Source organism: Nocardia sp. NPDC019323 (assembly GCF_044389845.1).
Taxonomy (GTDB): Bacteria; Actinomycetota; Actinomycetes; order Mycobacteriales; family Mycobacteriaceae; genus Nocardia; species Nocardia implantans.
The window spans coordinates 250,099-271,837 of sequence record NZ_JBIRYN010000001.1 but is presented as its reverse complement, the minus strand read 5'-3'; the positions used below and the strand labels follow the sequence as shown (position 1 = coordinate 271,837).

Sequence of the window (21,739 nt, the reverse complement as noted above, 5' to 3'; positions counted from 1 at the left end):
CTTCGTGGGCCGGAGCAACAGGCCCGCATCCGGGTCTGAAACAATGGCTCATCGTGAAGAACTTCGAATCCCTGTTCGCCGAGCTGCAGGATCGTGCGGTCAACCGCCCCGAGGGGTCCGGAACCGTTGCCGCGCTGGACGCAGGCGTGCATACCCAGGGTAAGAAGGTGCTCGAAGAGGCCGGCGAGGTGTGGCTGGCCGCCGAACACGAGAGCGACGAGTCGCTCGCCGAGGAGATCTCCCAGCTGCTGTATTGGGTGCAGGTGCTGATGGTGGGTCGCGGGCTGAAGCTCGAGGACGTGTACCGACATCTGTGACGGCACGTCCGACACCCGTTACACCTCCCGAAAGGACTCCCTCCATGCTGCGCGTCGCAGTCCCCAACAAAGGCGCCCTCTCCGAATCCGCCGTCTCGATCCTCGCGGAGGCGGGCTACCGCAAGCGCACCGATTCGCGCGACCTCACCGTGCTGGACCCGGCCAATCAGGTCGAGTTCTTCTTCCTGCGGCCCAAGGACATCGCGATCTACGTCGGTTCCGGCGAACTGGATCTCGGCATCACCGGACGTGATCTGGCCCTCGACTCCGGCGCGCCGGTGCAGGAACGGCTCGCGCTCGGCTTCGGCCGCTCCACCTTCCGTTACGCGGCCCCGGCCGGACGCGAATGGAAGGTCGACGACCTGCGTGACAAGCGCATCGCGACGTCCTACCCGAACCTGGTGCTCGCTGATCTGCGCCGCCGCGGCATCGAGGCCGAGGTGATCCGCCTCGACGGCGCGGTGGAGATCTCCATCCAGCTCGGCGTCGCCGACGCCATCGCCGACGTGGTCGGCTCGGGGCGCACGCTGCGCCAGCACAACCTGGTCGCGTTCGGTGAATCGCTGTGCGACTCCGAGGGCGTGCTGGTCGAGCGCGAGGACGCCGATCGCGGCGACCGGGCGCGCAATCAGCTCGTCGCCAGGATCCAGGGCGTGGTGTTCGCCCAGCAGTACGTCATGCTCGACTACGACTGCCCGAAGAACCTGCTCGACGAGGCGGTCGTGATCACCCCCGGGCTGGAGTCGCCGACCGTGGCGCCGCTGGCCGACACCGGATGGGTGGCGGTGCGCGCGATGGTTCCGCGCAAGCAGAGCAACGAGCTGATGGACAAGCTGGCAGATCTGGGCGCGAAAGCCATCCTGGCCACGGACATCCGCTCCTGCCGGGCATTCTGAACGCCGGATTCGCCCGATCCGCCTGATCCGTTCAGGCTGAGCGCAATCGGTGTGCGCTGTGACCGGGTGTTGCTACCGTGCGGCCTCTCGATGAGGAAACGCAAGGAGCCCCCGTGTCACAGTCACCACCCGATGAGCAGTCGGGCAGCACATTCACCTGGAACGAGGACTGGCTGGCGGCGATCGCCGGGCTGGTCTTGATCGCGCTGGTCCTGCTCGGCGCGATTCCGGATTGGCTGGTGCCGTGATGGCCGAGACCGGAGCCGGAGCGGCGAAGGAACCGGAAACGCTGGCCGACAACCGATCTGCGGCCGACGCGCCGTCCGGGCTGCCCTCGTCGGAGACCGAGGTGGTGCAGGCGACGTCCCGGCCGACCATCGCGGCCATCGCCGCCGGTGTCGCGGTCGTGCTGGTACTGGGCGCTCTCACCCGCTACTTCGAGACACACGTCCCGCGGTGGTCGGTGGACACCCCGTTCCAGCGGGTCGCCAAGTCGATCGAATTCCCGGTGTACGCCATCGCCCTCGGCCTGCTCGGCAATCTCGTACTGAGCAAACTCGGACTGCGGGACCGGCTTTCGGCGGGCTTCCGCACCGAGTTCTTCATCAAGACCGGCGTGGTGCTGCTCGGCGCATCGATCAACCTGAAGGTGCTGGTCACCGCGGCGGGCCCGTCGATCCTGCAAGCGCTGCTGCTGATCACCACCGTGTTCGGTTTCACCTGGTGGCTGGGCGGACGTCTCGGGCTGGACGACAAGCTGCGCGCGCTGCTGTCCTCGGCGGTGTCGATCTGCGGTGTCAGCGCGGCCATCGCCGCGGCGGGCGCGGTGCAGGCGCGGCGCGAGCAGATCGCCTACGCGGCCTCGCTGGTGATCGTCTTCGCGCTGCCGTCGATCTTCCTGCTGCCCTGGCTGGCGGAGGTGCTCGGGCTCTCGGACGAGGTCGCGGGCGCCTGGATCGGCGGCAATATAGACACCACGGCGGCGGTCGCGGCCTCGGGCGCGATCGCGGGGGAGAAGGCGCTGCAGATCGCCACGATCGTCAAGACCACGCAGAACGCGCTGATCGGCGTGGTCGCCATCGCGCTGACCGCGTACTTCACGTTGCGTGTCGAGCGCACGCCCGGTGCGGTGCGGCCGTCGCCGCGCCAGTTCTGGGAGCGGTTCCCGAAGTTCGTGCTCGGCTTCGTCGCCGCATCGATCATCGGCACGCTGTACCTGCAGGCGGTGGACAAGAAGTCCGGCGCGGCGCACATCGCGATCGTCAACGATCTGCGCACCTGGTTCCTGATCTTCGCGTTCGTCTCCATCGGCCTGGAGTTCTCGCTGCGCGGGCTGCGGGAAGCGGGCTGGCGGCCGGTCGTGGTGTTCGGATCGGCCGCGGTCGTGAATCTCGCGGTGGGGCTCGGGCTCTCGGTGCTGCTGTTCCGCGATTTCACCGCCTGAAGCCGGCTGCGGTGGATACGCAACCGAAACCTGGGCACGCGGTGTCGCTCGCTCCTGGACTCCGGTAGCGGGCGGCCCGCCGTTGGAGAAACGTTCACCGGCCGGTTTCGCGGGTCGGTTCGAAACCACCGGGCTCACCGGGAAGGCTGTCGGTCGTGCCGGACAGGATCGACGACCAGAAGGCCGCGGCGGAGCCGGGTCTGCGAGCGAGCGCCCCGGCGGACGACGGTGCCTCCGGGAACGGCGCGGCGTAGACGCGCATTCGCGATCTGTTGATCGTCGCGGGTGACGCGGTTCTGGTCGCGGTCCTGATCGTGGCGGTTCTCCTGCTCGGCGAGCGCGGGACCTCATCGGACTTCCTGTGACCGCTCTGGGCCACTAGAACGTCAGTCCGAGACGGCTTCGGCGAGGGTCTCGTCCGGGGATTCGGTGACGCCCTCGCGCGGCCAGCCGGGATAGGGCGGTGGCGTGCCGCCGAACGCCGGGCACAGTGGCTTGTAGTCGCAGTAGGAGCACAACCAGCCGGTGTTCGGCTGGAAGTCCCCGGTGCGCCCCGCCTCGAGGATGGCCGCCCACAGCGCCGAAAGCGTGCGTTCGAAGCGCAGCAACTCCTGCTCATCGGGGGCGTAGGTGAGGATCTGCTCGTCGGCCAGGTAGATCAGCCGTAGCTGGGCGGGCACGAGGCCGCGGGTGCGCAGCACCACCAGCGCGTAGAACTTCAGCTGGAACAGCGCCTTGGTCTCTTGCGTCGGTCCGGGTACTCGGCCGGTCTTGTAGTCCACGACGCGCAGGGCACCGTTCGGCGCGATGTCGATCCGGTCGACGAATCCGCGCAGCGGCGCGCCGTCGGCCAGTTCCACCTCGACCCGCGCTTCCCGCGATTCCGGATCGAACCGGGTCGGATCCTCCAGCCGGTAGTACCGCCGCACCAGTGCGCGCACCTCGTCGAGGAACGCCTCGAGTTGCCCGGCTGCGATCAGTTCCGCCACCTCCGGCTGTTGCGCGTGCACCCGCGCCCAGGACGACGGCACCAGGGCCTCGGCGCGCTCGGGCACCCGCTCGGCGGCGGGCAGCCCGTAGAGATCCTCCAGCACCGCGTGCACCACCGTGCCGCGCACCGCGTGCACCGACGGCCGCTCCGGTATCCGATCGATCGCGCGGAACCGGTATTTCAGCGGACACTGCTTGAAATCCATTGCCCGGGAGGGCGACAGCGCGGGCCTGGCGCGGCGGGCCGTCGCATCGGGCTGGGAGGTCCGCGCGTCGTCGGCAGGGGGCGTGGACACGGGCGAGCACATACCTGGCAGGCTATCCGGCGGCACCGACACTCCGGTGCCGGACAGCACGGAACCCAACGAGCGGGACGGAGATTCATGACGGCCAGACGGACCGGGCCATTCACCATCGGTGACCGGGTGCAGCTGACCGATGCCAAAGGGCGCCTGTACACGGTGGTCTTGGAGCCGGGCAAGGAATTCCACACCCATCGCGGCGGAATCAAGCACGACAGCCTGATCGGCGCCGACGAGGGCAGCGTGGTGCATTCCACCAACGGCACGCCCTACCTCGCGCTGCGTCCGCTGCTGATCGACTACGTGCTGTCCATGCCGCGCGGCGCCGCGGTCATCTATCCGAAGGACGCCGCGCAGATCGTGCACGAGGGCGACATGTTCCCCGGCGCGCGCGTGCTGGAAGCCGGCGCCGGATCCGGTGCGCTGACCTGCTCGCTGCTGCGGGCAGTGGGTCCGCAGGGGCAGGTGGTGTCCTACGAGATCCGCGACGATCACGCCGAGCACGCGATCCGCAACGTCGAGACGTTCTTCGGCGAGCGGCCGGCGAACTGGTCGCTGACCGTGGGCGACGTGGCCGGCTACACCGGGGAGCCGGTCGATCGCGCCGTGCTGGACATGCTCGCGCCGTGGGACGCGCTACCGGCGGTGTCCAAGGCGCTGGTGCCGGGCGGCGTGCTGATCGTCTATGTCGCCACCGTCACCCAGCTGTCGAAGGTGGTCGAAGCGCTGCGCGAGCAGGAGTGCTGGACCGAGCCGCGCTCCTGGGAGTCGCTGGTGCGGCCGTGGCACGTGGTCGGCCTCGCGGTGCGGCCCGAACATCGCATGCAGGGCCACACCGCCTTCCTGGTCAGCGCCCGCAGGCTGGCCGAGGGCACCGTCACGCCCAAGCCGCAGCGCAGGCCGTCGAAGGGCTGAGCGCGGCCGGGCGGGCGAAAGGGCGTGGCCGCTCGGCGCGACTCAGGCCGGGACGCAGGGCGCCTGCGCGAAGCCGAGCAGCAGACAGCCGCTTGCGTCCGACAGCTTCCAGGTGCCGTCGACGTTCTCCCAGCTCAGCGGCACGGCTGGCGCGGAGCCGTGCGGGGAGGTGATGGTCACCTGGGCGTTCGCGGTGTTGCCCTGGGTGGTGATGTCGGCGACGGCGAAGGTGAGCGCGTAACCCTGCAGGCCCTTGTTCATCTGGTCGATGTTCGCCGTGCGCTTCTCACCGTCGACGATCAGCTCGGTCTTCTCCGCGGTGGGTACAGTCGGATCGGCGAGCTTCACCAGCACGGCCTGCAGGGTCTCGGCGGTCGGCGCACCGGTCGCATGGGCGGAGTGATCGTGGGTACCCGACGCGGCGGCGCTGGTGGTGGCGGAGCTCGCCGCGCCGGTGGAGTCGTCGTCGGAGCCGCACGCCGCCACCGCGCCGGAAATGGCCACCGCCGCCGCGGCGGTGACAAGGGAAAGACGCAAGGTTCTCGCGGGAAGGAGCATGGTCGGCAACCTTTCGGCTCGGCGGCGAGCACGCTCGCCATGGTCGGGTTAGGGCAGGCTAACATGGTGGTCCGGCCGCCGATCGCGGCCCAGATGTGATCACCACGAAACCATGTCGGAAAGCGAGAACGGGTCGCGCCCGGTAGCGTTGATAGACCGGGACTGGGAGGAGCAGCACATGAGCCCCATCGAGAATTCGGATTCGGCGGCCTGGAGAGAGCTCGAGGCGGTACGCGCCGAGGCGGCTGCACTCCGAAGGCAACTCGCCGACTCGCCGGATCGCACACGGGAATTGGAAGCCCGCATCGATTCGCTGACCATTCGCAACACGAAGCTGATGGACACACTCAAGGAAGCGCGCCAGCAACTGGTCGCGCTCCGCGAGGAGGTCGATCGGCTGGGTCAGCCGCCGAGCGGATACGGCATTCTGATCGGTGTGTACGACGATCAGACGGTCGACGTGTTCACTTCGGGTCGCAAGATGCGGTTGACGTGTTCACCGAACATCGAGACCTCGACGCTCGAATACGGTCAGACCGTCCGCCTCAACGAGGCGCTCACGGTCGTCGAGGCCGGGCACTACGACGCGGTCGGCGAGATCGGCACCCTCCGGGAGATCCTCGACGACGGGCGTCGCGCCCTGGTCGTCGGCCATGCCGACGAGGAGCGCGTGGTGTGGCTGGCGGGCCCGCTGGCGAAGGTCGCCGAGATGGACGATCTGGACGATCCCGATTCCCCCATCCGCAAGCTGCGGCCGGGCGACTCGCTGCTGGTGGACACGAAGGCCGGATTCGCCTTCGAGCGCATCCCCAAGGCCGAGGTCGAGGATCTCGTGCTGGAAGAGGTGCCCGACGTCGACTACAGCGACATCGGCGGTCTCGGCAGGCAGATCGAGCAGATCCGCGACGCGGTGGAGCTGCCGTTCCTGCACAAGGACCTGTTCCGCGAGTACGCGCTGCGTCCGCCGAAGGGCGTGCTGCTCTACGGTCCGCCCGGCTGCGGTAAGACGCTCATCGCCAAGGCGGTGGCCAACTCGCTGGCCAAGAAGATCGCCGAGGCGCGCGGTGAGGATGCCAAGGAAGCCAAGTCGTACTTCCTGAACATCAAGGGCCCCGAGCTGCTCAACAAGTTCGTGGGCGAGACCGAGCGCCACATCAGGATCATCTTCCAGCGGGCCAGGGAGAAGGCCTCCGAGGGCACGCCGGTGATCGTGTTCTTCGACGAGATGGACTCGATCTTCCGCACCCGCGGCTCCGGCGTCTCCTCGGACGTCGAGACCACGGTGGTGCCGCAGCTGCTGTCGGAGATCGACGGTGTCGAGGGCTTGGAGAACGTCATCGTGATCGGCGCCTCCAACCGTGAGGACATGATCGATCCGGCGATCCTGCGGCCGGGCCGCCTGGATGTGAAGATCAAGATCGAGCGTCCGGACGCGGAGTCGGCGCAGGACATCTTCTCGAAGTACCTCACCGAGGACCTGCCGCTGCACGACGACGATCTGGCCGAGTTCGGCGGCGACAAGGTCTTGTGCATCAACGCCATGATCGAACGCGTCGTCGACCGGATGTACGCCGAGAGCGAGGACAACCGCTTCCTGGAGGTCACCTACGCCAACGGTGACAAGGAGGTCCTGTACTTCAAGGACTTCAACTCCGGCGCCATGATCCAGAACATCGTGGACCGCTCCAAGAAGTACGCGATCAAGTCGGTGCTCGACACGGGCAGCCCCGGTCTGCGCATCCAGCATCTCTACGATTCGATCGTGGACGAGTTCTCCGAGAACGAGGATCTGCCCAACACGACGAATCCGGACGACTGGGCACGCATCTCCGGCAAGAAGGGCGAGCGGATCGTCTACATCCGCACGCTGGTCACCGGCAAGAACGCCAGCGCCAGCCGCGCCATCGACACCGAGTCGAACACCGGCCAGTACCTGTAAGGTCGCGCCGGCCACGAAGGGCCGCGTCTCTCCGGAGGCGCGGCCCTTTCGCTGCCCGGGTGCGGGTCATGCCGGTGACGGGCCGGTCGCCAGCTGCGGGGGAAGCCCGAACCGGGGATAGAGGGCGTCGAGATGGAAGCGGGTGATTGCGCTGATGCGGTCGCCGGCGGAGGCGAGCACGAGCAGGCCGGCCGGGGTGGCGACCGGCCGGAACGAGTCGTCGAGATAGGTGCCGAACGCGGGCAGCCCGTTGGCGTGCGTCGGCAGCAGGTGGGCGCGGCGTGCGCCGCGGTAGGCGAAGGAGGCCGACAGGAACGCCGCGATCGCGGCGCGGCCCTGGTACTCGTGCGGCGCTGGGGGCATCGACAGCCAGGCGTCATCGGTGAGCAGTGCGACGACACCGTCGATGTCGCCCGCGAGGTAGGCCACGGCGAAGCGGCGGGCGAGGTCGTGCTCGTCGGGTGTGGCCTGCCGCGGGACGCGGTGCCCGCGATGGCGGTCCAGCGATGCTCGTGCGCGTTGCAGGTTCCCCTTGACCGCGACGGGCGTGACGCCGAGCAGTTCGGCCACTTCGGCGACCGGGAAGCCGAGCACGTCGCGCAGCACGAGGCACGCGGCTTGCCGGGGCGGCAGCCGCTGCAACCCCATGACGAAGGCGAGTTCGACGGCTTCGGCGGCCGCGTAGCGGGCTTCCGGGCCGGGCGCGGTATCGGCGAGCTCGGCTTCGCCGAGCGGGTACGGCTGCAACCAGCGGATTCCGTCCCTGCGGGTGGGTTCGGGCGGCGCGAACGGCGGCACCGGCTCCGGTGGGAGGCGGCGACGGGCGTCGCGCAACGCGTTGAGGCAGCGATTGGTGGCGATGCGGTAGAGCCAGGAGCGTAGCGAGGACCGCTGCTGGAACCCGGGCAAGCCGCGCCAGGCCGCCAGCAAGGTCTCCTGGAGCATGTCCTCCGCGTCGGTCAGCGAGCCGAGCAGCCGGTAGCAATGCAGCTCCAGTTCGCGCCGGTACGGGTCGGTGAGGGCGCGAAACGCCGTCTCGTCGCCCGCCCGCGCCCGTTCCAGGATGCTCTGCCGCACGCCGCCGATGTTGCCAGTTCGCGGGCTCTTCCACACGGCGCGTTCCCTCGCGGCCGTTCGCGGTGTCACTACCTACAGCACGGCGACGCGCCGATGCCTACTGGAAGGAGACATCATGTCGGACCGAACCGCCCTCGGGACCTCGCTGGCGTTCTACCACGCCTGGACCGGGCACGACTTCGCCGCGGCGATGACCTATGTCGCCGAGGAGATCGTCTGCGACGCGCCCGCCGGGCGGATCGTCGGAGCCGCGGCCTTCCGCGAATTCCTCGAACCGTTCAGCCGGATCCTGACCGGCGCGACGTTGCTCGCGTCGTTCGGTGACGACCGCACCGCGCTGCTGATGTACGACACCACGACGGTTCCGGTCGCACACGCGCCGGGTGCGGAGTGGCACACGGTGGTCGACGGTCGCATCACCTATATCCGGATCGTCTTCGACCGCGCGCCGTTCGACGCCGCCAGGGCCGCGGCCAGCTGACGTACCGCGCCTGGCCGTCCGTGCTAAATTTTGACCATGCGGCCAGAAAGTAGCACGGGCGGCCAGCGGAGGTCGTTCATCGAGGAGGCGCGGCGGCGGCAGATCATCGCCGCCGCCGTCGAGGTGATCTCCGAGGGCGGGTACGCGAATGCTTCACTGGCGCGGATCGCCGAGCGCGCGGGCATCTCCAAAGGCGTCATCTCCTACCACTTCGAGGGCAAAGACGATCTGATGACGCAGTTGGTGGTGCAGCTGTACGTCTCGGCCGCGGAGTACATCGCGCCGCGGGTCGCCGCGGCGGCCGGACCGCGCGCAGGCCTGCTGGCCTATCTCGAATCGAATCTCGGCTTCATCGACGCCAACACCACGTACGTGGCGGCTCTGGTCGAGGTGGTGACCAATCTGCGGGACGCGGACGGCAACCCCAAGTTCAGCTCCGCCGACGGCGAGCGCGACATCATCGCGCCCCTGGCCGACATCCTCGCCGAAGGGCAGCGCGGCGGCGAGTTCGGCGAGTTCGACCCGCTGTTGATGGCCAAGTCCATTCGTGACGCCATCGACGGCGCGGCCGGGCGGGCGGTACGGGAACCGGATTTCGCGATGGACGCGTATGCGTCGCACCTGTGCAGGCTGTTCGACGCGGCCACCCGGAAGGGATAAGGATGACTGAAGTACTGGGCGGCCGGCGGCGCCCGGATGATCACGCCGAACCGTTGCCCCCGTTCGCCTTCGGCGGGGTCGCGGCGGTGGCGGCATCGGCCGCCGTGGCGCTGCTGGCCTCGATCGGGCGGTACGGATTCTTCGGCGACGAACTGTATTTCGTCGCGGCGGGCCGCAGGCTCACGGTCGGTTACGCCGATCAGGGACCGTTGCTGCCCGCGATCGCGCGGGCGATGGATCTGCTCGCCCCGGATTCGCTGGTGGCGCTGCGTCTTCCGGCCGTGCTCGTCACGGTGGCCGCGGTGGTGCTGACCGCCCAGATCGCCAGGGAGTTCGGGGGCGACCGGCCGGCGCAGGTGCTGGCCGCCGCAGCCTACGCCACCTCACCGTTCCTGCTGGTGCAGGGTACTTTGCTGGCCACGAACACGATCGACACGGCGTTGTGGGTGGTGGTGAGCTGGCTGGTGATTCGCTGGGTGCGCACCCGCCGCGACGGCTTGCTGCTGGCCGCTGCGCTGGTCACCGCCGTGGACATGCAGGTGAAGTGGCTGATCCCATTCTTCTGGATCGCGCTCGCGATCGGGGTGGCGATCTACGGACCCCGCGAGCTGCTGCGCCGCCCCGCCCTGTGGTGGGGCGGCGCGATCGTCGTCGTCACGTCGGCGCCCAGCCTCGTGTGGCAGGCGGAACGTGACTGGCCGCAGCTGCGTCTGGGTGGGGTGGTCGCCGCGGAACAAGCCACGATCGGCGGGCGCTACAGCTGGCTGCCGCTGGCCCTCGCCTCCGCCGGTGTGATCGGCGGACTGCTGCTGGTGTATGGAGTGTGGGCGCTGCTGCGCGCCGAAAGTCTGCGGCCCTACCGGTTTCTCGGGCTGATGCCGGTGGTCCTGGCCGTGATCTTCATCGTGACCGGCGGACGGCCGTATTACGCGGCGGGCTGCTACGGAGCGCTGATCGCGGTCGGTGCGGTGCGGTGGATGGAGAACCGGCGGCGCTCGCGCCTGCTGCTCACCGCTGCGGTGGCCGCGTTGTCCGTTGCCGCGGTTGTCTTCTCGCTGCCCTTGCGTCCGGAGTCCGACATCGAGCCGGTCGACACCCGGGCTCAGGCGGGATTCGAGATCGCGATCTACGGGCGGTTCGGCTGGTCGGAACTCGCGGCCGGGACGGCGGCGGCCTACGCGGCGCTGCCGGAGCACGAGCGGGCCTCGGCCGTGGTGATCGCCGATTCCTATTGGCAGGCAAGCGCTTTGGACCTCGCCCGCGCGTCCTATGGTCTGCCCGCCAGCTATAGCCCCAATCGCGGTTTCGGCTACTTCGGCACCCCGCCGGACACGGCGACGACGGTGCTGTGGGTAGGCGGCGCCGAGACCGACGTGCGCGCGCACTGCGCCCAGGTGAGCGCGGCCGGGCAGGTCGACGCCCGGCTCGGATATCCGGGAGTCACCCGGGGCGTCACCGTCTGGCGCTGCGCGCAACCGCTCGTGCCGTGGTCGCGCGCCTGGCCGGACATGTTGCGGCTGAACTGATCCGTTCGCGCTCTCACCACCAGCCGAGGATCGGCGACAAGTGCCTGCCCAGTTCCGGCGCCAGCGACCGCGAATAGCTGGCCGTGAGGTGGTGCTCGTCGTGATAGATGAGGACGTTGCCCTCGCTGACCGCGCAGACGTCGCGTTCACACAGCGCGTCGGACAGATCCAGCGGAAAAACGTTGGGGAACGAGGCGGCGAACTCCAGCGCCGGGTTCACCTCGTCCAGCGCGGCCGCGCGTGGCATCCCGCAACTGATCCGGTCGCCGTGCTGGGCCAGGCAATCGATGGCCCGGTACCGCACGCCGTCGCGGCGCAGCCACGGCGTATCGCGGATGGCGAGCACATTGAGTCCACGATCGGCCAGCCGCGTCCAGACTTCTGGATAGTCGGGCGGGGTCTCGTCGCCCGCGCCGTCGCGAGGCCGGGTCGCCGTCGTGAAGACCCACTCCGGGCGTTCGAGGCCGAGGCGGTCGATCACCTCGACGGACCAGTCGCGGCAGTCCGGATTCGCCTCACCCTTGTACATCGGTTCCGCCGCCACCGTCAGCGGGCAGCCCATCTTCAGGTACACCTCGACCCGGAAGGCGTGCTCACGGGCGAGCAGATCGAGCGCGGGCACCCAGTGCTCGGCGTGCGAGCTGCCCACCACCGCGATGGTGCGCTGCGCGTCCGCGTCACCATAGGTGCAGGTGACGACGTCGCGGGTGTCCCAGTCCGCGATGCAGCCGTCGCGCGAGGGGTAGGCGGCGTCGGCGGGCGCTTCGTACACGCTCGGCCGCATCGGTGCCTCGGGCGTACTCGCGCCGTTGACCAGCGCTTCCGCGCCGGGATAGTGCCCTGGATCGAGCACGGCCACCGCCCGCGGCGGATTCGCCCTTGTCGCGACCTGCTCGCCGACCGCCACCGCCAGCACCGCGACACCGAGGGCCGCGACCAACCGGCCGGTGCGGACGGCGCGGGCGGGCGGCTGCGCGACCGGACGGCCCGACCGCATCCGCAGCGGCTCCTCGACGAACCGGTTCGTCAGATAGGCGAGCACCAGCGACGCCCCGATGACACCCAGGCCGACGCCCAGCCCCGCGGTCGCGGCTCCGGTGCGCGCCAGCACGAAGATCAGGATCGGCCAATGCCACAGATACAGCGCGTAGGACAGCTCGCCGAGACGCACCATGGCGGGCGCGCCGAGCAGCCGGTTGGGCAGCGGCTGCTGGGCGGCGGCGAGATCGCCGCCCGCGACGATGAGCGCCACCGTGGCGCCGACGGGTACCAGCGCGGCCGGACCGGGGAACCGATCGGCGCCGTCGATCAGCCAACCGCAGGTGAGCACCGCGACCGCGCCGAGGACCGCCGCCGCGACCCGCGCCGAGCGTGGCGGCGACAGCAAGGGGGCGACGATGGCCAGCAGTGCCCCGGCGAAGAGTTCCCAGGCGCGGGCGAAGCTGTCGTAGTAGTTCCAGCCCTGATGGGCCGCGGCGCCGTGCGCGGCGTAGAGGAACGAGGCCACCGCGCCGATGCCGAGCAGGATCGCCAGGACCGGGCGCACCGCGCCGGGACGGGCGAAACGCAGGCACAGGCGTGCGACCGCCGCCACGGCGACGAGCGCGAGCAGGTAGAACTGCGTCTGCACCGCCATCGACCACAAGTGCTGCAACGGGCTCACCGACGGATCGGCGGCGAGGTAGTCCGACCAGGACAACGCCAGATACCAGTTCTGGTAGTACAGCAGCGACGCCAGCGTCTGCGCCGCCATCTCGCCCCACTGGGTGAACGGGCGCAGCAGCACGGTCGCCACGATCACGGCCGCCAACAGCGTCACCAGGGCGGGCAGCAACCTTCGTGCCAGCCTGCGCGCCGTGCGCACGACGCGGACCGTGCCGGTGGCCGCCACGCCGCGCAGCAGCGAGCCCGTGAAGAAGTACCCCGACAGCACCAGGAACACGTCCACCCCGCCCGACACCCGGCCGAACCAGATGTGGAACGCGACGACCAGCGCTATCGCCACGCCGCGCAGCCCGTCCAGATCGTGCCGGTACTCGGCGGCCCCCGCCCGCGGCGCCGCCGCGGTGGCGACCGCGCCCGGCCGGAGCAACCGGTTCACCGCTCGCGAGACGGTCACCGGACTCGCACGGCGCGTTCGTCGCGGCGACGGAACGCGACGGCTCGGCGACGGAGGCGGGTACGGGACACGTCATTTCTCTTACCACGGGCGGTGAACCGCGGTCCAACTCGCCGGGCCGGAGTGGCGTGCGGAAACGGCGGATAATACGGACAATTCGGGCACCTGTCCGTCATGCGCGGCGGGCCGGTCGATAGGGTGGGATCGTGAATGTCGAGGTGACACCCCTGCCGGGTATCGGTGTACGCAAGGATTTCCCGCTGACCAATACACGACGCCGGATAGGGGTGATCGACCATCGCGACGGCACGATGGATCTCATCGTGAGCAAGCCGGACAACCCCGACGAGACCGAACAGGTACCGCTGTCGGGCAAGGAGGCGGCCGTGCTGGCCAGCCTGCTCGGCGCGCCGCAACTGGTCGAGCAACTGCGCGAAGAGCACCGCGCGTTCACCGGATTGACCACCCGGCAGCTGTCCATCCCGGACCGCTCCCGTTTCGACGGCCGCAGGCTGGGGGAGACCCAGATGCGCACCAGGACGAAAGCGTCCATCGTCGCTGTGGTCCGCAGCGGGCAACCGATCCCGTCGCCGGGGCCGGACTTCACCTTCACCGCCGGGGACGTGCTCGTCGTCGTCGGCACGGTCGATGGCCTCGAGGCCGCCGCCAAGATCCTGTTAGACGGCTGAGCGCATGGTGGCACACGAGACCGCGCTCGCGCTGATCCAGCTGGGCGCGGTGTTCTTCGGCCTGGGCCTGCTCGGCCGGATCGCCGCGCGCATCGGCATGTCGCCCATTCCGCTGTATCTGATCGGCGGGCTGGTGTTCGGCACCGGCGGCTTGGTCGAGCTGCGGCAGGTCGACGATTTCATCCATCTCGCCAGCGAAATCGGCGTCGTCCTGCTGTTGCTGCTGCTCGGCCTGGAATACAGCGCGCCGGAGCTGGTCACCGGCATGCGCCGATCATGGGCCGCCGGCGTGGTGGACATCGTGCTCAACGCGACGCCGGGTGTCCTCGTTGCGCTCGTCCTCGGCTGGGGGTTCACCGGCGCCATCGCGATGGCCGGGGTCACCTACATCTCGTCCTCGGGCATCGTCGCGAAGGTGCTCAACGATCTGGGCAGGCTGGGTAACCGGGAGACGCCGGTGATCCTGTCCATCCTGGTGTTCGAAGACCTGGTGATGGCCGGATACCTGCCCGTGCTGACCGCGGTGCTGGCCGGCGTGGGCTTCCTGGCCGGACTGAAGACGCTCGGCATCGCCTTGGCGGCGGTCACCGTGGTGCTGATCGTCGCGCTGCGGTACGGCCGCTACGTCTCCGCGATCGTCGACAGCGCCGACCGCGAGATCTTCCTGTTGAAGCTGCTCGGCTCCGCGTTGCTGGTTGCGGGCGCGGCCTCGGCGGTGCAGGTGTCCGCTGCGGTCGGCGCGTTCCTGCTCGGCATCGCGATCTCGGACTCGACCGCGCACAACGCGACCAAGCTGCTGGAACCGCTGCGCGATCTGTTCGCCGCGCTGTTCTTCGTCCTGTTCGGCCTGAGCACCGACCCGGCGAGCATCCCACCGGTGCTGGGCTGGGCGTGCCTGCTGGCGCTGGTCACCACGGCCAGCAAGATCGCCACCGGATGGTGGGCGGCCAAGCGGGCCGGTGCCGGCCGCTTGGGCCGGGCGCGCGCGGGCACCGCCTTGGTCGCCCACGGCGAGTTCTCGATCGTCATCGCGGGGCTCGCGGTGGCCGCGGGCGCGGTCCCCGCCGAATTCGCCGCGCTGGCGACCACGTACGTGCTGCTGATGGCGGTTCTCGGACCGGTCGTGAGCCGGTTCGTCGAACCGGCGATGGCGCTGCTGCTGCGGCGGCGCGCCGCGGTGTCCTGACGCTCACGGTGGCGGCACGCGATCGTCGCCGCCACCGTGGGCCGCCCGGAATTCAGTTGCGCACGGCGACGGAATCGAGCACCACGTCGACGGCCGGCTCGCCGTCGGACGAGCCGTCCTTCACCCCGGCGGCGGCGATGGCGTCGAGCACGTCCATGCCCGCGGTAACCCGGCCGAATGGGGTGTAGCTCGGCGGCAGCGGCGCGTCCCGGTAGACCAGGAAGAACTGGCTGCCGTTGGTGCCGGGGCCCGCGTTGGCCATCGCGATCGTGCCCGCCGGGTAGGTCGCGCCCGCCAGGTTCTCGTCCGGGAATTGGTAGCCGGGCCCGCCCATGCCGGTCGCGGTGGGGTCGCCGCATTGCAGGACGTAGATGCCGTCGGTGGTGATCCGATGGCACCTCGTGTGGTCGAAATACCGTTCCCCGGCCAGGAAAGCGAAGGAGTTGACCGTGCGCGGCGCGCGGGCGGCGTCCAGGGCGACGGTCACGGTGCCGCAAGTGGTGATCAGCGTCGCGGTGTAGTGCGCGGTGGGATCGATGGTCATGCCCGGTTCGGCGGGCCACTGCTTGCCGTTCGGCTGCCCCGCCGCAGGCACGCCACAGCCCGCCGGGCCCTGCTCCCGAGCCGGTGACGGAGTCGCCGAGACGACACCCGTCGCGGACGCCACCAGCGCCACGCTGACGGCGAGGACCCCGAGCAGCCGCAGCGATCGCCACGGTAGGCTCCGGCGCCCCGCCCGCCGGCCGTCGACGAGTTCTCGCGCTTGCACTTCGCTGCTCACCGCTGGAAATCTCCTTCACTCGGGGTTGCGCACCGGACGATGCAGCGCGAATCATTCCACCTCGCCCGGCTCCGCAGGGGAGTACCGCTCGATTGGCAGGGCGCGCACGGCCCCTGGGACGTCGGTGTATCGGTTGCCACGGATTGGCTACAAAACACTTATCGGCACTTTTCGAGCCACGTAGCCGGTTGCCGTTGACGTATAACGGGGCATGGGAATCGTTCGAGCAGCGCTGGTCCAGACGAACTGGACCGGCGACAAGGAGTCGATGCTCGCGGCGCACGAGGACTACGCGCGCCGCGCCGCCGCGCACGGGGCCGCGGTGATCTGCTTCCAAGAGCTGTTCTACGCGCCGTATTTCTGCCAGCGCCAGGACGCGCGGTTCTACGACTACGCCGAATCCGTCCCGGGGCCCACGACCGAGCGGTTCGCCGCACTCGCGAGGGAACTGGGCCTGGTCATGATCCTGCCGGTGTACGAGCAGGAACAGCCGGGTCTGCTGTACAACACCGCGGCGGTGATCGACGCCGACGGCAGCTATCTCGGCAAGTACCGCAAACACCACCTGCCGCACGTGCGCGGATTCTGGGAGAAGTTCTATTTCCGGCCGGGCAATCTCGGCTGGCCGGTGTTCGACACCGCGGTGGGCAAGCTCGGCGTGTACATCTGCTACGACCGGCACTTCCCGGAGGGGTGGCGCGCGCTGGCCCTCGCCGGCGCGGAACTCGTGTTCAATCCGTCGGCCACGTCGCGGGGCCTGTCCGGCTACCTCTGGCGACTGGAACAACCGGCGGCCGCGGTGGCCAACGAGTACTACATCGGCGCCATCAACCGGGTGGGCGCCGAGGAGTACGGCGACGACGATTTCTACGGCACCAGCTATTTCGTCGATCCAGAGGGCAAGTTCGTCGGCGATGTCGCCTCCGACAGCGACCCGGAGCTGGTCGTCCGCGATCTGGACATGGATCTGATCAAGGTGGTGCGCGACCGCTGGGCCTTCTACCGCGACCGCCGCCCCGACGCCTACGGGCCGCTGGTGGCCCCCTGAGACCGGGAAGATCGACATGGCGCGCACTTTCATCCACGGCGGCACGGTGGTCTCCGCCACCGGAGCGCAGCCGCTCGACGTGCTCGTCGACGGCGAGACCATCGCCGCCGTCCTGCGGCCGGGATCCGTCGGGCTGGGCGCGGACCTCGCCGCGTCCGCCGATCACGTGCTCGACGCGACCGGCAGATACGTCCTCCCGGGCGGCGTGGACGGCCACACTCACATGCAGATGCCCTTCGGCGGGACGGAAGCCTCCGACACCTTCGAGACCGGCACCCGCGCGGCCGCCTGGGGCGGCACCACCACCATCATCGACTTCGTCGTCCAGCGGCACGGCGAACGGGTCCAGGACACCCTTGCCGCCTGGCACGAGAAGGCGGCCGGGCAGTGCGCCATCGACTACGGCTTCCATCAGATCATCGGCGACGTCGACGACGAGTCCCTGAAGGCCATGAGCGAACTGATGGCCGAAGGCGTCACCAGCTTCAAACTCTTCATGGCCTACCCGGGTGTCTTCTACTCCACCGACGGCCAGATCCTGCGCGCCATGCAGACCGCGGCGGAGCTGGGCGCGCTGGTGATGATGCACGCGGAGAACGGGATCGCCATCGACGTGCTGGTCGAGCAGGCGCTCGCGCGAGGCGACACCGCGCCGTACTTCCACGGCACGACCAGACCGTGGCAGCTCGAGGAGGAAGCCACCCACCGCGCGATCATGCTGGCGGAGCTGACCGGTGTGCCGCTCTACGTCGTGCACGTGTCGGCCAAGCAGGCGCTGGCCCGGATCGCCGCCGCCCGCGACGCCGGGCGCAACGTCTTCGGCGAGACCTGCCCCCAGTACTTGTATCTGTCGCTCGAAGACCAACTCGGCGCACCGGGATTCGAAGGCGCCAAATGGGTGTGCTCCACGCCGCTGCGGTCGAAGGCCGAAGGGCATCAGGACGAGTTGTGGCGCTACCTGCGCACCGGCGACGTCACGGCGGTGGGCACCGATCACTGCCCGTTCTGCCTGAAGGACCAGAAGGAGATGGGGCTCGGCGACTTCAGCAAGATCCCCAACGGCATCGGGGGCGTCGAACATCGGATGGACCTGATGTTCCAGGGCGTCCGGTCCGGCCGGATCCCGCTGGAACGCTGGATCGACGTCTGCTGCACCACACCGGCCCGGATGTTCGGCATGTACCCGCGCAAAGGGGTGATCAGCCCGGGTGCGGACGCCGACATCGTCATCTACGACCCGGACGGCCACACCAGCATCGGTCTCGGCAAGACCCATCACATGAACATGGACTACTCGGCCTATGAGGGATTCGAGATCGATGGTCATGTCGACACGGTGCTGTCGCGGGGCCGGGTGATCGTGGACGACGGCGTCTACCTCGGACGCGCCGGGCACGGTCGTTTCGTCACGCGTGGACTCGCGCAGAACCTGATCTGACCTTCGATCCTCGAAACGGAGAAGTGCCCGCATGGACATCGGTGTGGTGCTGCAATGCACGCCCCCCGCCTCGCGCGTGATCGAACTGGCCAGGCTCGCGGAGACCTACGGGTTCTCCCACGTCTGGACCTTCGACTCGCATCTGCTCTGGCAGGAGCCCTACGTCATCTACAGCCAGATTTTGGCCGCCACCCGCAAGGTCGTCGTCGGTCCGATGGTGACCAACCCGGCCACCAGGGATTGGACGGTGACCGCGTCGACCTTCGCCACGCTCAACGAGATGTTCGGCAACCGCACCGTCTGCGGGATCGGCCGCGGCGACTCGGCCGTGCGCACGCTGGGCGGCAAGCCCGCCACGCTGGCGACGCTGCGGCAAGCGATCGAGGTGATCCGCGAGCTGGGCAACGGTCGCAGCGCGCGGGTGGACGACACCGTCGTGCGGTTGCCGTGGGCGTCCGGCTCCCGGCTGGAGGTGTGGGCGGCGGGCTACGGGCCGCGCGCGCTCGAGCTGACCGGCGCCGTCGCCGACGGGTTCATCCTGCAACTGGCCGACCCGGACATCGCGGCATGGACCATCGCCAGGGTGCGCGCCGCGGCCGAGCGCGCGGGCCGCGACCCGGCGACGGTCCGGATCTGCGTCGCCGCACCCGCGTACGTCACCGACGGCACGGACGCGGCGCTGGCGCACGCGCGGCAACAATGCCGGTGGTTCGGCGGGATGGTCGGCAACCACGTGGCGGAGATGGTGGCGAGATACGGTACCGCTGGCGAAATCCCGGCCGCCCTCACCGACTACGTCGAAGGCAGGCGCGGCTACGACTACAACCTGCACGGACGCGCGGACAATGTGCACGCCGAATTCGTGCCCGACGCCATCGTGGACCGCTTCTGCCTGCTGGGCACACCCGACGAGCACCTGTCCCGGCTGCGCGAGCTGGAGGGGCTCGGCGTGCACCAATTCGCCGTGTATCTCCAGCACGACGCGAAGAACGCGACGTTGGCGGCGTACGGTGAATCGGTGCTGCCAAGTCTCGCCTCCCTCGTCACCGCGACCCGATCGAACGAAGGGAGCGACTAGCGTGGCCGATCACGTCTTCTATCCCTGGAGCGCGCAGGCCGAGTTGGACCCGGCTCCGATCACCGGGGCGTTCGGTTCCTACTTCTGGGACGACACCGGCAAGCGCTACCTGGATTTCTCCTCCCAGCTGGTCAATGTGAACATCGGCCACCAGCATCCGGACATCGTCGCGGCGATCGTCGCGCAGGCGCAGCGGTTGGCGACGATCTCGCCGACGGTCGGCAACGACGTGCGCAGCGAACTGGCCCGGCTGATCGTCGAGCGGGCTCCCGGCGACCTGAACCGGATCTTGTTCACCACCGGCGGCGCCGAGGCCGTCGAGCACGCGGTGCGTCTGGCGCGCAGCTACACCGGCCGAACGAAGATGCTCGCCGCCTACCGCTCCTACCACGGCGGTACGGGCGTCGCGATCGGCCTGACCGGGGAACCGCGCCGCTGGGGCGCGGAACCGACCAATGTCGACGTGGTGCGGTTCTTCGGGCCCTACCCGTACCGGTCACCGTGGGGCACGGCGACTCCCGAGGAGGAGACGGCCGCCGCGCTGCGGCACCTGCGGCAGGTCATCGAACTGGAGGGGCCGCAGCACATCGCGGGACTGATCCTGGAGACGGTGGTCGGCACCAACGGTGTGCTCGTCCCGCCGCCCGGTTACCTCGCCGGCGTGCGGGCGCTGTGCGACGAGTTCGGCATCGTCTACATCGCCGACGAGGTGATGGTCGGGTTCGGCCGGGTCGGCGAATGGTTCGCGGTGCAGGCGTTCGGCGTCGAGCCGGACATCATCACCTTCGCCAAGGGGGTGAACTCCGGCTACGTCCCGCTCGGCGGCGTGCTCATGGCCGAGCGGATCGCGCAGCGCTACGACCATGTGGCGTATCCGGGCGGACTCACCTACGCGGGCCACCCGCTGGCCTGCGCGGCGGGCGTCGCCTCGATCGCGGTGTTCGAGCGGGAGGGCATCCTCGATCACGTGCGGGCGGTGGGCGCCGATGTGCTCGGCAAAGGCCTGCGCGAACTGGCCGGTCGTCATCCGAGCGTCGGCGAGGTGCGCGGGCTGGGCTTCTTCTGGGCGCTGGAACTGGTCCGGGACCAGCGCGACAGGCAGCCGCTGATCCCATACGCGGCGACGGGCGCGGACGCCGAACCGATGACCGCGGTCACCGCGGCGGCGAAGGCGCGCGGGCTGTGGCCGTTCAACGCGGGCAACCGCTTCCAGATCGCGCCGCCGCTGACCACGACGGCCGACGAACTGCGCACCGGCCTGGAGATCGTCGACGAAGTGCTCGACGTCGCCGACGGCTACCTCGGCAGCTGAGCCGCTCGGTGCGGCGTCAGTTCCACCACCACGCCGCCCTGCTGCCAGGTCTGGTAGATATCGGCCTTGGAGGGCGAACCGTCGGCGGTGAAGCCGATGCCGTTGTACTTGGCGTTCTGCTTGTTGTCCCGCGCGACGATCTCGTAGAGCCGCAGCACCTCTGCCTCGCCTGTGTGCACCACCGGGTCGAAGGTGCGCGGCTCGCCGCCGAAGGAGGCCCGCACCGGATCGCCCGCCTTCAGGTTCTTGACCCACGGACGCAGGGCGGTGCCGATCAGCAGACTGTCACCGTGCCGGGTGTAGGCCACCGGCACGTCGTAGACCTTCCCCGACTTGCGCCCGACGACGTGCAGGATCATCAGCCGCTTGCCGACGATGCCCGACAGGCCGGGCACGCGCAGCAGCGTGCGCACGACCCGATTCATCACGCCCTGATACGCGGGAATGCGTTCGGGACCGGAGGTGGTCGGTGTGCCGTAAGGGTTTTCGGGCGACGCGTGCTCAGTCATGGCTTCCAGTATCGGAGCACGCGCCGCGCTCGGCGCTACGAAGTCCGAGATCCGCCAGTGGACGCGCGGCGGACGAGGACGCGCGCCCTCGGTACCCTGCGTGCATGACTTCCGGGCAGACCGAAATCTGGCACAACCCGCGGTGCAGCAAGAGCCGCAACGCCACCGCGTTCCTGAACGAGGCCGGTGTCGACTACACCGTGCGCAAGTATCTGGACCAGCCGCCGACGGCCGCCGAACTGCGTGAGGTGTTGCGCCGGCTGGACGCCGAACCGTGGGAGATCACCCGCACCGGCGAGCAGGTCGCCAAGGATCTCGGCATGGCGAGCTGGCCGCGGACCGCCGCGGACCGGGACCGCTGGATCGACGCGCTGGTCGAACATCCAGCGCTGATCCAACGGCCGATCGTGCTCACCGCCGACGGCGGCGCGGTGCTGGCCCGCGACGACGCCGCACTGCGCGATCTGCTCTGAG

Annotated in this window: 23 protein-coding genes; 16 read left to right on the top strand and 7 right to left on the bottom strand. The window is 69.4% G+C overall.

Annotated elements, in window-relative coordinates; translation table 11 throughout:
• Nucleotides 1-53: 53 nt before the first annotated feature.
• The 4 genes from ACH49X_RS01250 (at nt 54) to ACH49X_RS01235 (ending at nt 2,657) form a co-directional block, all read left to right on the top strand.
• A complete protein-coding gene (locus tag ACH49X_RS01250; protein ID WP_039798430.1) occupies nt 54-317 on the top strand; it encodes a phosphoribosyl-ATP diphosphatase in 264 nt (87 codons plus the stop codon).
• A 44-nt stretch (nt 318-361) separates the two neighbouring features.
• Complete coding sequence (hisG, locus tag ACH49X_RS01245; protein WP_195080063.1) at nt 362-1,213, top strand: ATP phosphoribosyltransferase; 852 nt, start codon at nt 362-364, stop codon at nt 1,211-1,213.
• A gap of 113 nt (nt 1,214-1,326) precedes the next feature.
• Entirely contained in the window at nt 1,327-1,461 is a 135-nt protein-coding gene (locus ACH49X_RS01240; protein ID WP_323123999.1) for a hypothetical protein, read from the top strand.
• A complete protein-coding gene (locus ACH49X_RS01235) occupies nt 1,461-2,657 on the top strand; it encodes a YeiH family protein (RefSeq protein WP_195080062.1) in 1,197 nt (398 codons plus the stop codon). Before ACH49X_RS01240 ends, ACH49X_RS01235 begins: the two co-directional genes overlap by 1 nt.
• 94 nt (nt 2,658-2,751) lie before the next feature.
• Here the strand turns inward: ACH49X_RS01235 and ACH49X_RS01230 are convergent, their stop codons facing one another.
• Together ACH49X_RS01230 and ACH49X_RS01225 are read right to left on the bottom strand one after the other, a co-directional pair.
• The gene (locus ACH49X_RS01230; RefSeq protein WP_195080061.1) at nt 2,752-2,919 is read right to left on the bottom strand and encodes a hypothetical protein; all 168 of its coding nucleotides are present in this window, start codon (nt 2,917-2,919) and stop codon (nt 2,752-2,754) included.
• Between the two features lie 124 nt (nt 2,920-3,043).
• Complete coding sequence (locus ACH49X_RS01225; protein ID WP_195080060.1) at nt 3,044-3,955, bottom strand: RecB family exonuclease; 912 nt, start codon at nt 3,953-3,955, stop codon at nt 3,044-3,046.
• A gap of 75 nt (nt 3,956-4,030) precedes the next feature.
• Here ACH49X_RS01225 and ACH49X_RS01220 point away from each other — a divergent pair, with 75 nt between their 5' ends.
• Nucleotides 4,031-4,864 carry a tRNA (adenine-N1)-methyltransferase gene (locus ACH49X_RS01220; RefSeq protein WP_195080059.1) on the top strand — a complete coding sequence of 278 codons (834 nt, stop codon included), beginning with the start codon at nt 4,031-4,033 and terminating at the stop codon, nt 4,862-4,864.
• Nucleotides 4,865-4,906: 42 nt separating this feature from the next.
• Here the strand turns inward: ACH49X_RS01220 and ACH49X_RS01215 are convergent, their stop codons facing one another.
• Nucleotides 4,907-5,422 carry a hypothetical protein gene (locus tag ACH49X_RS01215; RefSeq protein WP_195080058.1) on the bottom strand — a complete coding sequence of 172 codons (516 nt, stop codon included), beginning with the start codon at nt 5,420-5,422 and terminating at the stop codon, nt 4,907-4,909.
• Nucleotides 5,423-5,600: 178 nt separating this feature from the next.
• On the opposite strand from ACH49X_RS01215, the gene arc reads away from it, so the two are divergent.
• The gene (arc, locus tag ACH49X_RS01210; protein ID WP_195080057.1) at nt 5,601-7,361 is read left to right on the top strand and encodes a proteasome ATPase; all 1,761 of its coding nucleotides are present in this window, start codon (nt 5,601-5,603) and stop codon (nt 7,359-7,361) included.
• Between the two features lie 66 nt (nt 7,362-7,427).
• On the opposite strand, the gene ACH49X_RS01205 is transcribed toward arc, so the two are convergent.
• The gene (locus ACH49X_RS01205) at nt 7,428-8,438 is read right to left on the bottom strand and encodes an RNA polymerase subunit sigma-70 (protein ID WP_195080056.1); all 1,011 of its coding nucleotides are present in this window, start codon (nt 8,436-8,438) and stop codon (nt 7,428-7,430) included.
• A 115-nt stretch (nt 8,439-8,553) separates the two neighbouring features.
• Between ACH49X_RS01205 and ACH49X_RS01200 the strand changes: the two genes are divergently transcribed.
• Genes ACH49X_RS01200 through ACH49X_RS01190 form a run of 3 tightly spaced genes read left to right on the top strand, consistent with a single transcriptional unit; the run spans nt 8,554 to nt 11,105 of the window.
• Nucleotides 8,554-8,919 carry a nuclear transport factor 2 family protein gene (locus tag ACH49X_RS01200; protein ID WP_195080055.1) on the top strand — a complete coding sequence of 122 codons (366 nt, stop codon included), beginning with the start codon at nt 8,554-8,556 and terminating at the stop codon, nt 8,917-8,919.
• 36 nt (nt 8,920-8,955) lie between these two features.
• The gene (locus ACH49X_RS01195) at nt 8,956-9,579 is read left to right on the top strand and encodes a TetR/AcrR family transcriptional regulator (RefSeq protein WP_195080054.1); all 624 of its coding nucleotides are present in this window, start codon (nt 8,956-8,958) and stop codon (nt 9,577-9,579) included.
• Nucleotides 9,580-9,581: 2 nt separating this feature from the next.
• The gene (locus tag ACH49X_RS01190; protein ID WP_357207243.1) at nt 9,582-11,105 is read left to right on the top strand and encodes a glycosyltransferase family 39 protein; all 1,524 of its coding nucleotides are present in this window, start codon (nt 9,582-9,584) and stop codon (nt 11,103-11,105) included.
• A gap of 13 nt (nt 11,106-11,118) precedes the next feature.
• On the opposite strand, the gene ACH49X_RS01185 is transcribed toward ACH49X_RS01190, so the two are convergent.
• A complete protein-coding gene (locus tag ACH49X_RS01185; protein ID WP_323124000.1) occupies nt 11,119-13,224 on the bottom strand; it encodes an acyltransferase family protein in 2,106 nt (701 codons plus the stop codon).
• Between the two features lie 206 nt (nt 13,225-13,430).
• Here ACH49X_RS01185 and ACH49X_RS01180 point away from each other — a divergent pair, with 206 nt between their 5' ends.
• Nucleotides 13,431-13,913: a cation:proton antiporter regulatory subunit gene (locus tag ACH49X_RS01180; protein WP_195080052.1), complete on the top strand. Its 483-nt coding sequence runs from the start codon at nt 13,431-13,433 to the stop codon at nt 13,911-13,913.
• A gap of 4 nt (nt 13,914-13,917) precedes the next feature.
• Complete coding sequence (locus ACH49X_RS01175; RefSeq protein WP_195080051.1) at nt 13,918-15,099, top strand: cation:proton antiporter; 1,182 nt, start codon at nt 13,918-13,920, stop codon at nt 15,097-15,099.
• Between the two features lie 52 nt (nt 15,100-15,151).
• Here the strand turns inward: ACH49X_RS01175 and ACH49X_RS01170 are convergent, their stop codons facing one another.
• On the bottom strand, nt 15,152-15,880 hold the full coding sequence (locus tag ACH49X_RS01170) for a peptidylprolyl isomerase (RefSeq protein ID WP_357207245.1): 729 nt from the start codon (nt 15,878-15,880) through the stop codon (nt 15,152-15,154).
• Between the two features lie 211 nt (nt 15,881-16,091).
• On the opposite strand from ACH49X_RS01170, the gene ACH49X_RS01165 reads away from it, so the two are divergent.
• Genes ACH49X_RS01165 through ACH49X_RS01150 form a run of 4 tightly spaced genes read left to right on the top strand, consistent with a single transcriptional unit; the run spans nt 16,092 to nt 20,756 of the window.
• Nucleotides 16,092-16,928 carry a nitrilase-related carbon-nitrogen hydrolase gene (locus ACH49X_RS01165; protein ID WP_357105785.1) on the top strand — a complete coding sequence of 279 codons (837 nt, stop codon included), beginning with the start codon at nt 16,092-16,094 and terminating at the stop codon, nt 16,926-16,928.
• A gap of 16 nt (nt 16,929-16,944) precedes the next feature.
• Nucleotides 16,945-18,366 carry a dihydropyrimidinase gene (gene hydA, locus ACH49X_RS01160; protein ID WP_357207247.1) on the top strand — a complete coding sequence of 474 codons (1,422 nt, stop codon included), beginning with the start codon at nt 16,945-16,947 and terminating at the stop codon, nt 18,364-18,366.
• A 31-nt stretch (nt 18,367-18,397) separates the two neighbouring features.
• The gene (locus ACH49X_RS01155) at nt 18,398-19,444 is read left to right on the top strand and encodes a TIGR03842 family LLM class F420-dependent oxidoreductase (protein WP_195080048.1); all 1,047 of its coding nucleotides are present in this window, start codon (nt 18,398-18,400) and stop codon (nt 19,442-19,444) included.
• Nucleotide 19,445: 1 nt separating this feature from the next.
• Nucleotides 19,446-20,756: an aspartate aminotransferase family protein gene (locus ACH49X_RS01150; RefSeq protein WP_195080047.1), complete on the top strand. Its 1,311-nt coding sequence runs from the start codon at nt 19,446-19,448 to the stop codon at nt 20,754-20,756.
• On the opposite strand, the gene ACH49X_RS01145 is transcribed toward ACH49X_RS01150, so the two are convergent.
• On the bottom strand, nt 20,741-21,265 hold the full coding sequence (locus ACH49X_RS01145) for a nitroreductase/quinone reductase family protein (protein ID WP_357207249.1): 525 nt from the start codon (nt 21,263-21,265) through the stop codon (nt 20,741-20,743). The two genes, ACH49X_RS01150 and ACH49X_RS01145, sit on opposite strands and share 16 nt — an antisense overlap.
• 104 nt (nt 21,266-21,369) lie before the next feature.
• Between ACH49X_RS01145 and ACH49X_RS01140 the strand changes: the two genes are divergently transcribed.
• Complete coding sequence (locus ACH49X_RS01140) at nt 21,370-21,738, top strand: arsenate reductase family protein (RefSeq protein WP_195080045.1); 369 nt, start codon at nt 21,370-21,372, stop codon at nt 21,736-21,738.
• The last annotated feature ends 1 nt before the right edge of the window (nt 21,739 follow it).

What these genes read in the sequence shown, in the direction of transcription:
- ACH49X_RS01195 (WP_195080054.1), top strand. Translation starts at nt 8,956, where the DNA reads ATGCGGCCAGAAAGTAGCACGGGCGGCCAGCGGAGGTCGTTCATCGAG.
- ACH49X_RS01235 (WP_195080062.1), top strand. Translation starts at nt 1,461, where the DNA reads ATGGCCGAGACCGGAGCCGGAGCGGCGAAGGAACCGGAAACGCTGGCC.
- ACH49X_RS01225 (WP_195080060.1), bottom strand. Translation starts at nt 3,955, where the DNA reads ATGTGCTCGCCCGTGTCCACGCCCCCTGCCGACGACGCGCGGACCTCC.
- ACH49X_RS01145 (WP_357207249.1), bottom strand. Translation starts at nt 21,265, where the DNA reads ATGACTGAGCACGCGTCGCCCGAAAACCCTTACGGCACACCGACCACC.
- ACH49X_RS01200 (WP_195080055.1), top strand. Translation starts at nt 8,554, where the DNA reads ATGTCGGACCGAACCGCCCTCGGGACCTCGCTGGCGTTCTACCACGCC.
- ACH49X_RS01165 (WP_357105785.1), top strand. Translation starts at nt 16,092, where the DNA reads ATGGGAATCGTTCGAGCAGCGCTGGTCCAGACGAACTGGACCGGCGAC.
- ACH49X_RS01220 (WP_195080059.1), top strand. Translation starts at nt 4,031, where the DNA reads ATGACGGCCAGACGGACCGGGCCATTCACCATCGGTGACCGGGTGCAG.
- ACH49X_RS01175 (WP_195080051.1), top strand. Translation starts at nt 13,918, where the DNA reads ATGGTGGCACACGAGACCGCGCTCGCGCTGATCCAGCTGGGCGCGGTG.
- ACH49X_RS01140 (WP_195080045.1), top strand. Translation starts at nt 21,370, where the DNA reads ATGACTTCCGGGCAGACCGAAATCTGGCACAACCCGCGGTGCAGCAAG.
- ACH49X_RS01230 (WP_195080061.1), bottom strand. Translation starts at nt 2,919, where the DNA reads ATGCGCGTCTACGCCGCGCCGTTCCCGGAGGCACCGTCGTCCGCCGGG.
- hisG (WP_195080063.1), top strand. Translation starts at nt 362, where the DNA reads ATGCTGCGCGTCGCAGTCCCCAACAAAGGCGCCCTCTCCGAATCCGCC.
- ACH49X_RS01155 (WP_195080048.1), top strand. Translation starts at nt 18,398, where the DNA reads ATGGACATCGGTGTGGTGCTGCAATGCACGCCCCCCGCCTCGCGCGTG.
- ACH49X_RS01215 (WP_195080058.1), bottom strand. Translation starts at nt 5,422, where the DNA reads ATGCTCCTTCCCGCGAGAACCTTGCGTCTTTCCCTTGTCACCGCCGCG.
- ACH49X_RS01190 (WP_357207243.1), top strand. Translation starts at nt 9,582, where the DNA reads ATGACTGAAGTACTGGGCGGCCGGCGGCGCCCGGATGATCACGCCGAA.
- arc (WP_195080057.1), top strand. Translation starts at nt 5,601, where the DNA reads ATGAGCCCCATCGAGAATTCGGATTCGGCGGCCTGGAGAGAGCTCGAG.
- hydA (WP_357207247.1), top strand. Translation starts at nt 16,945, where the DNA reads ATGGCGCGCACTTTCATCCACGGCGGCACGGTGGTCTCCGCCACCGGA.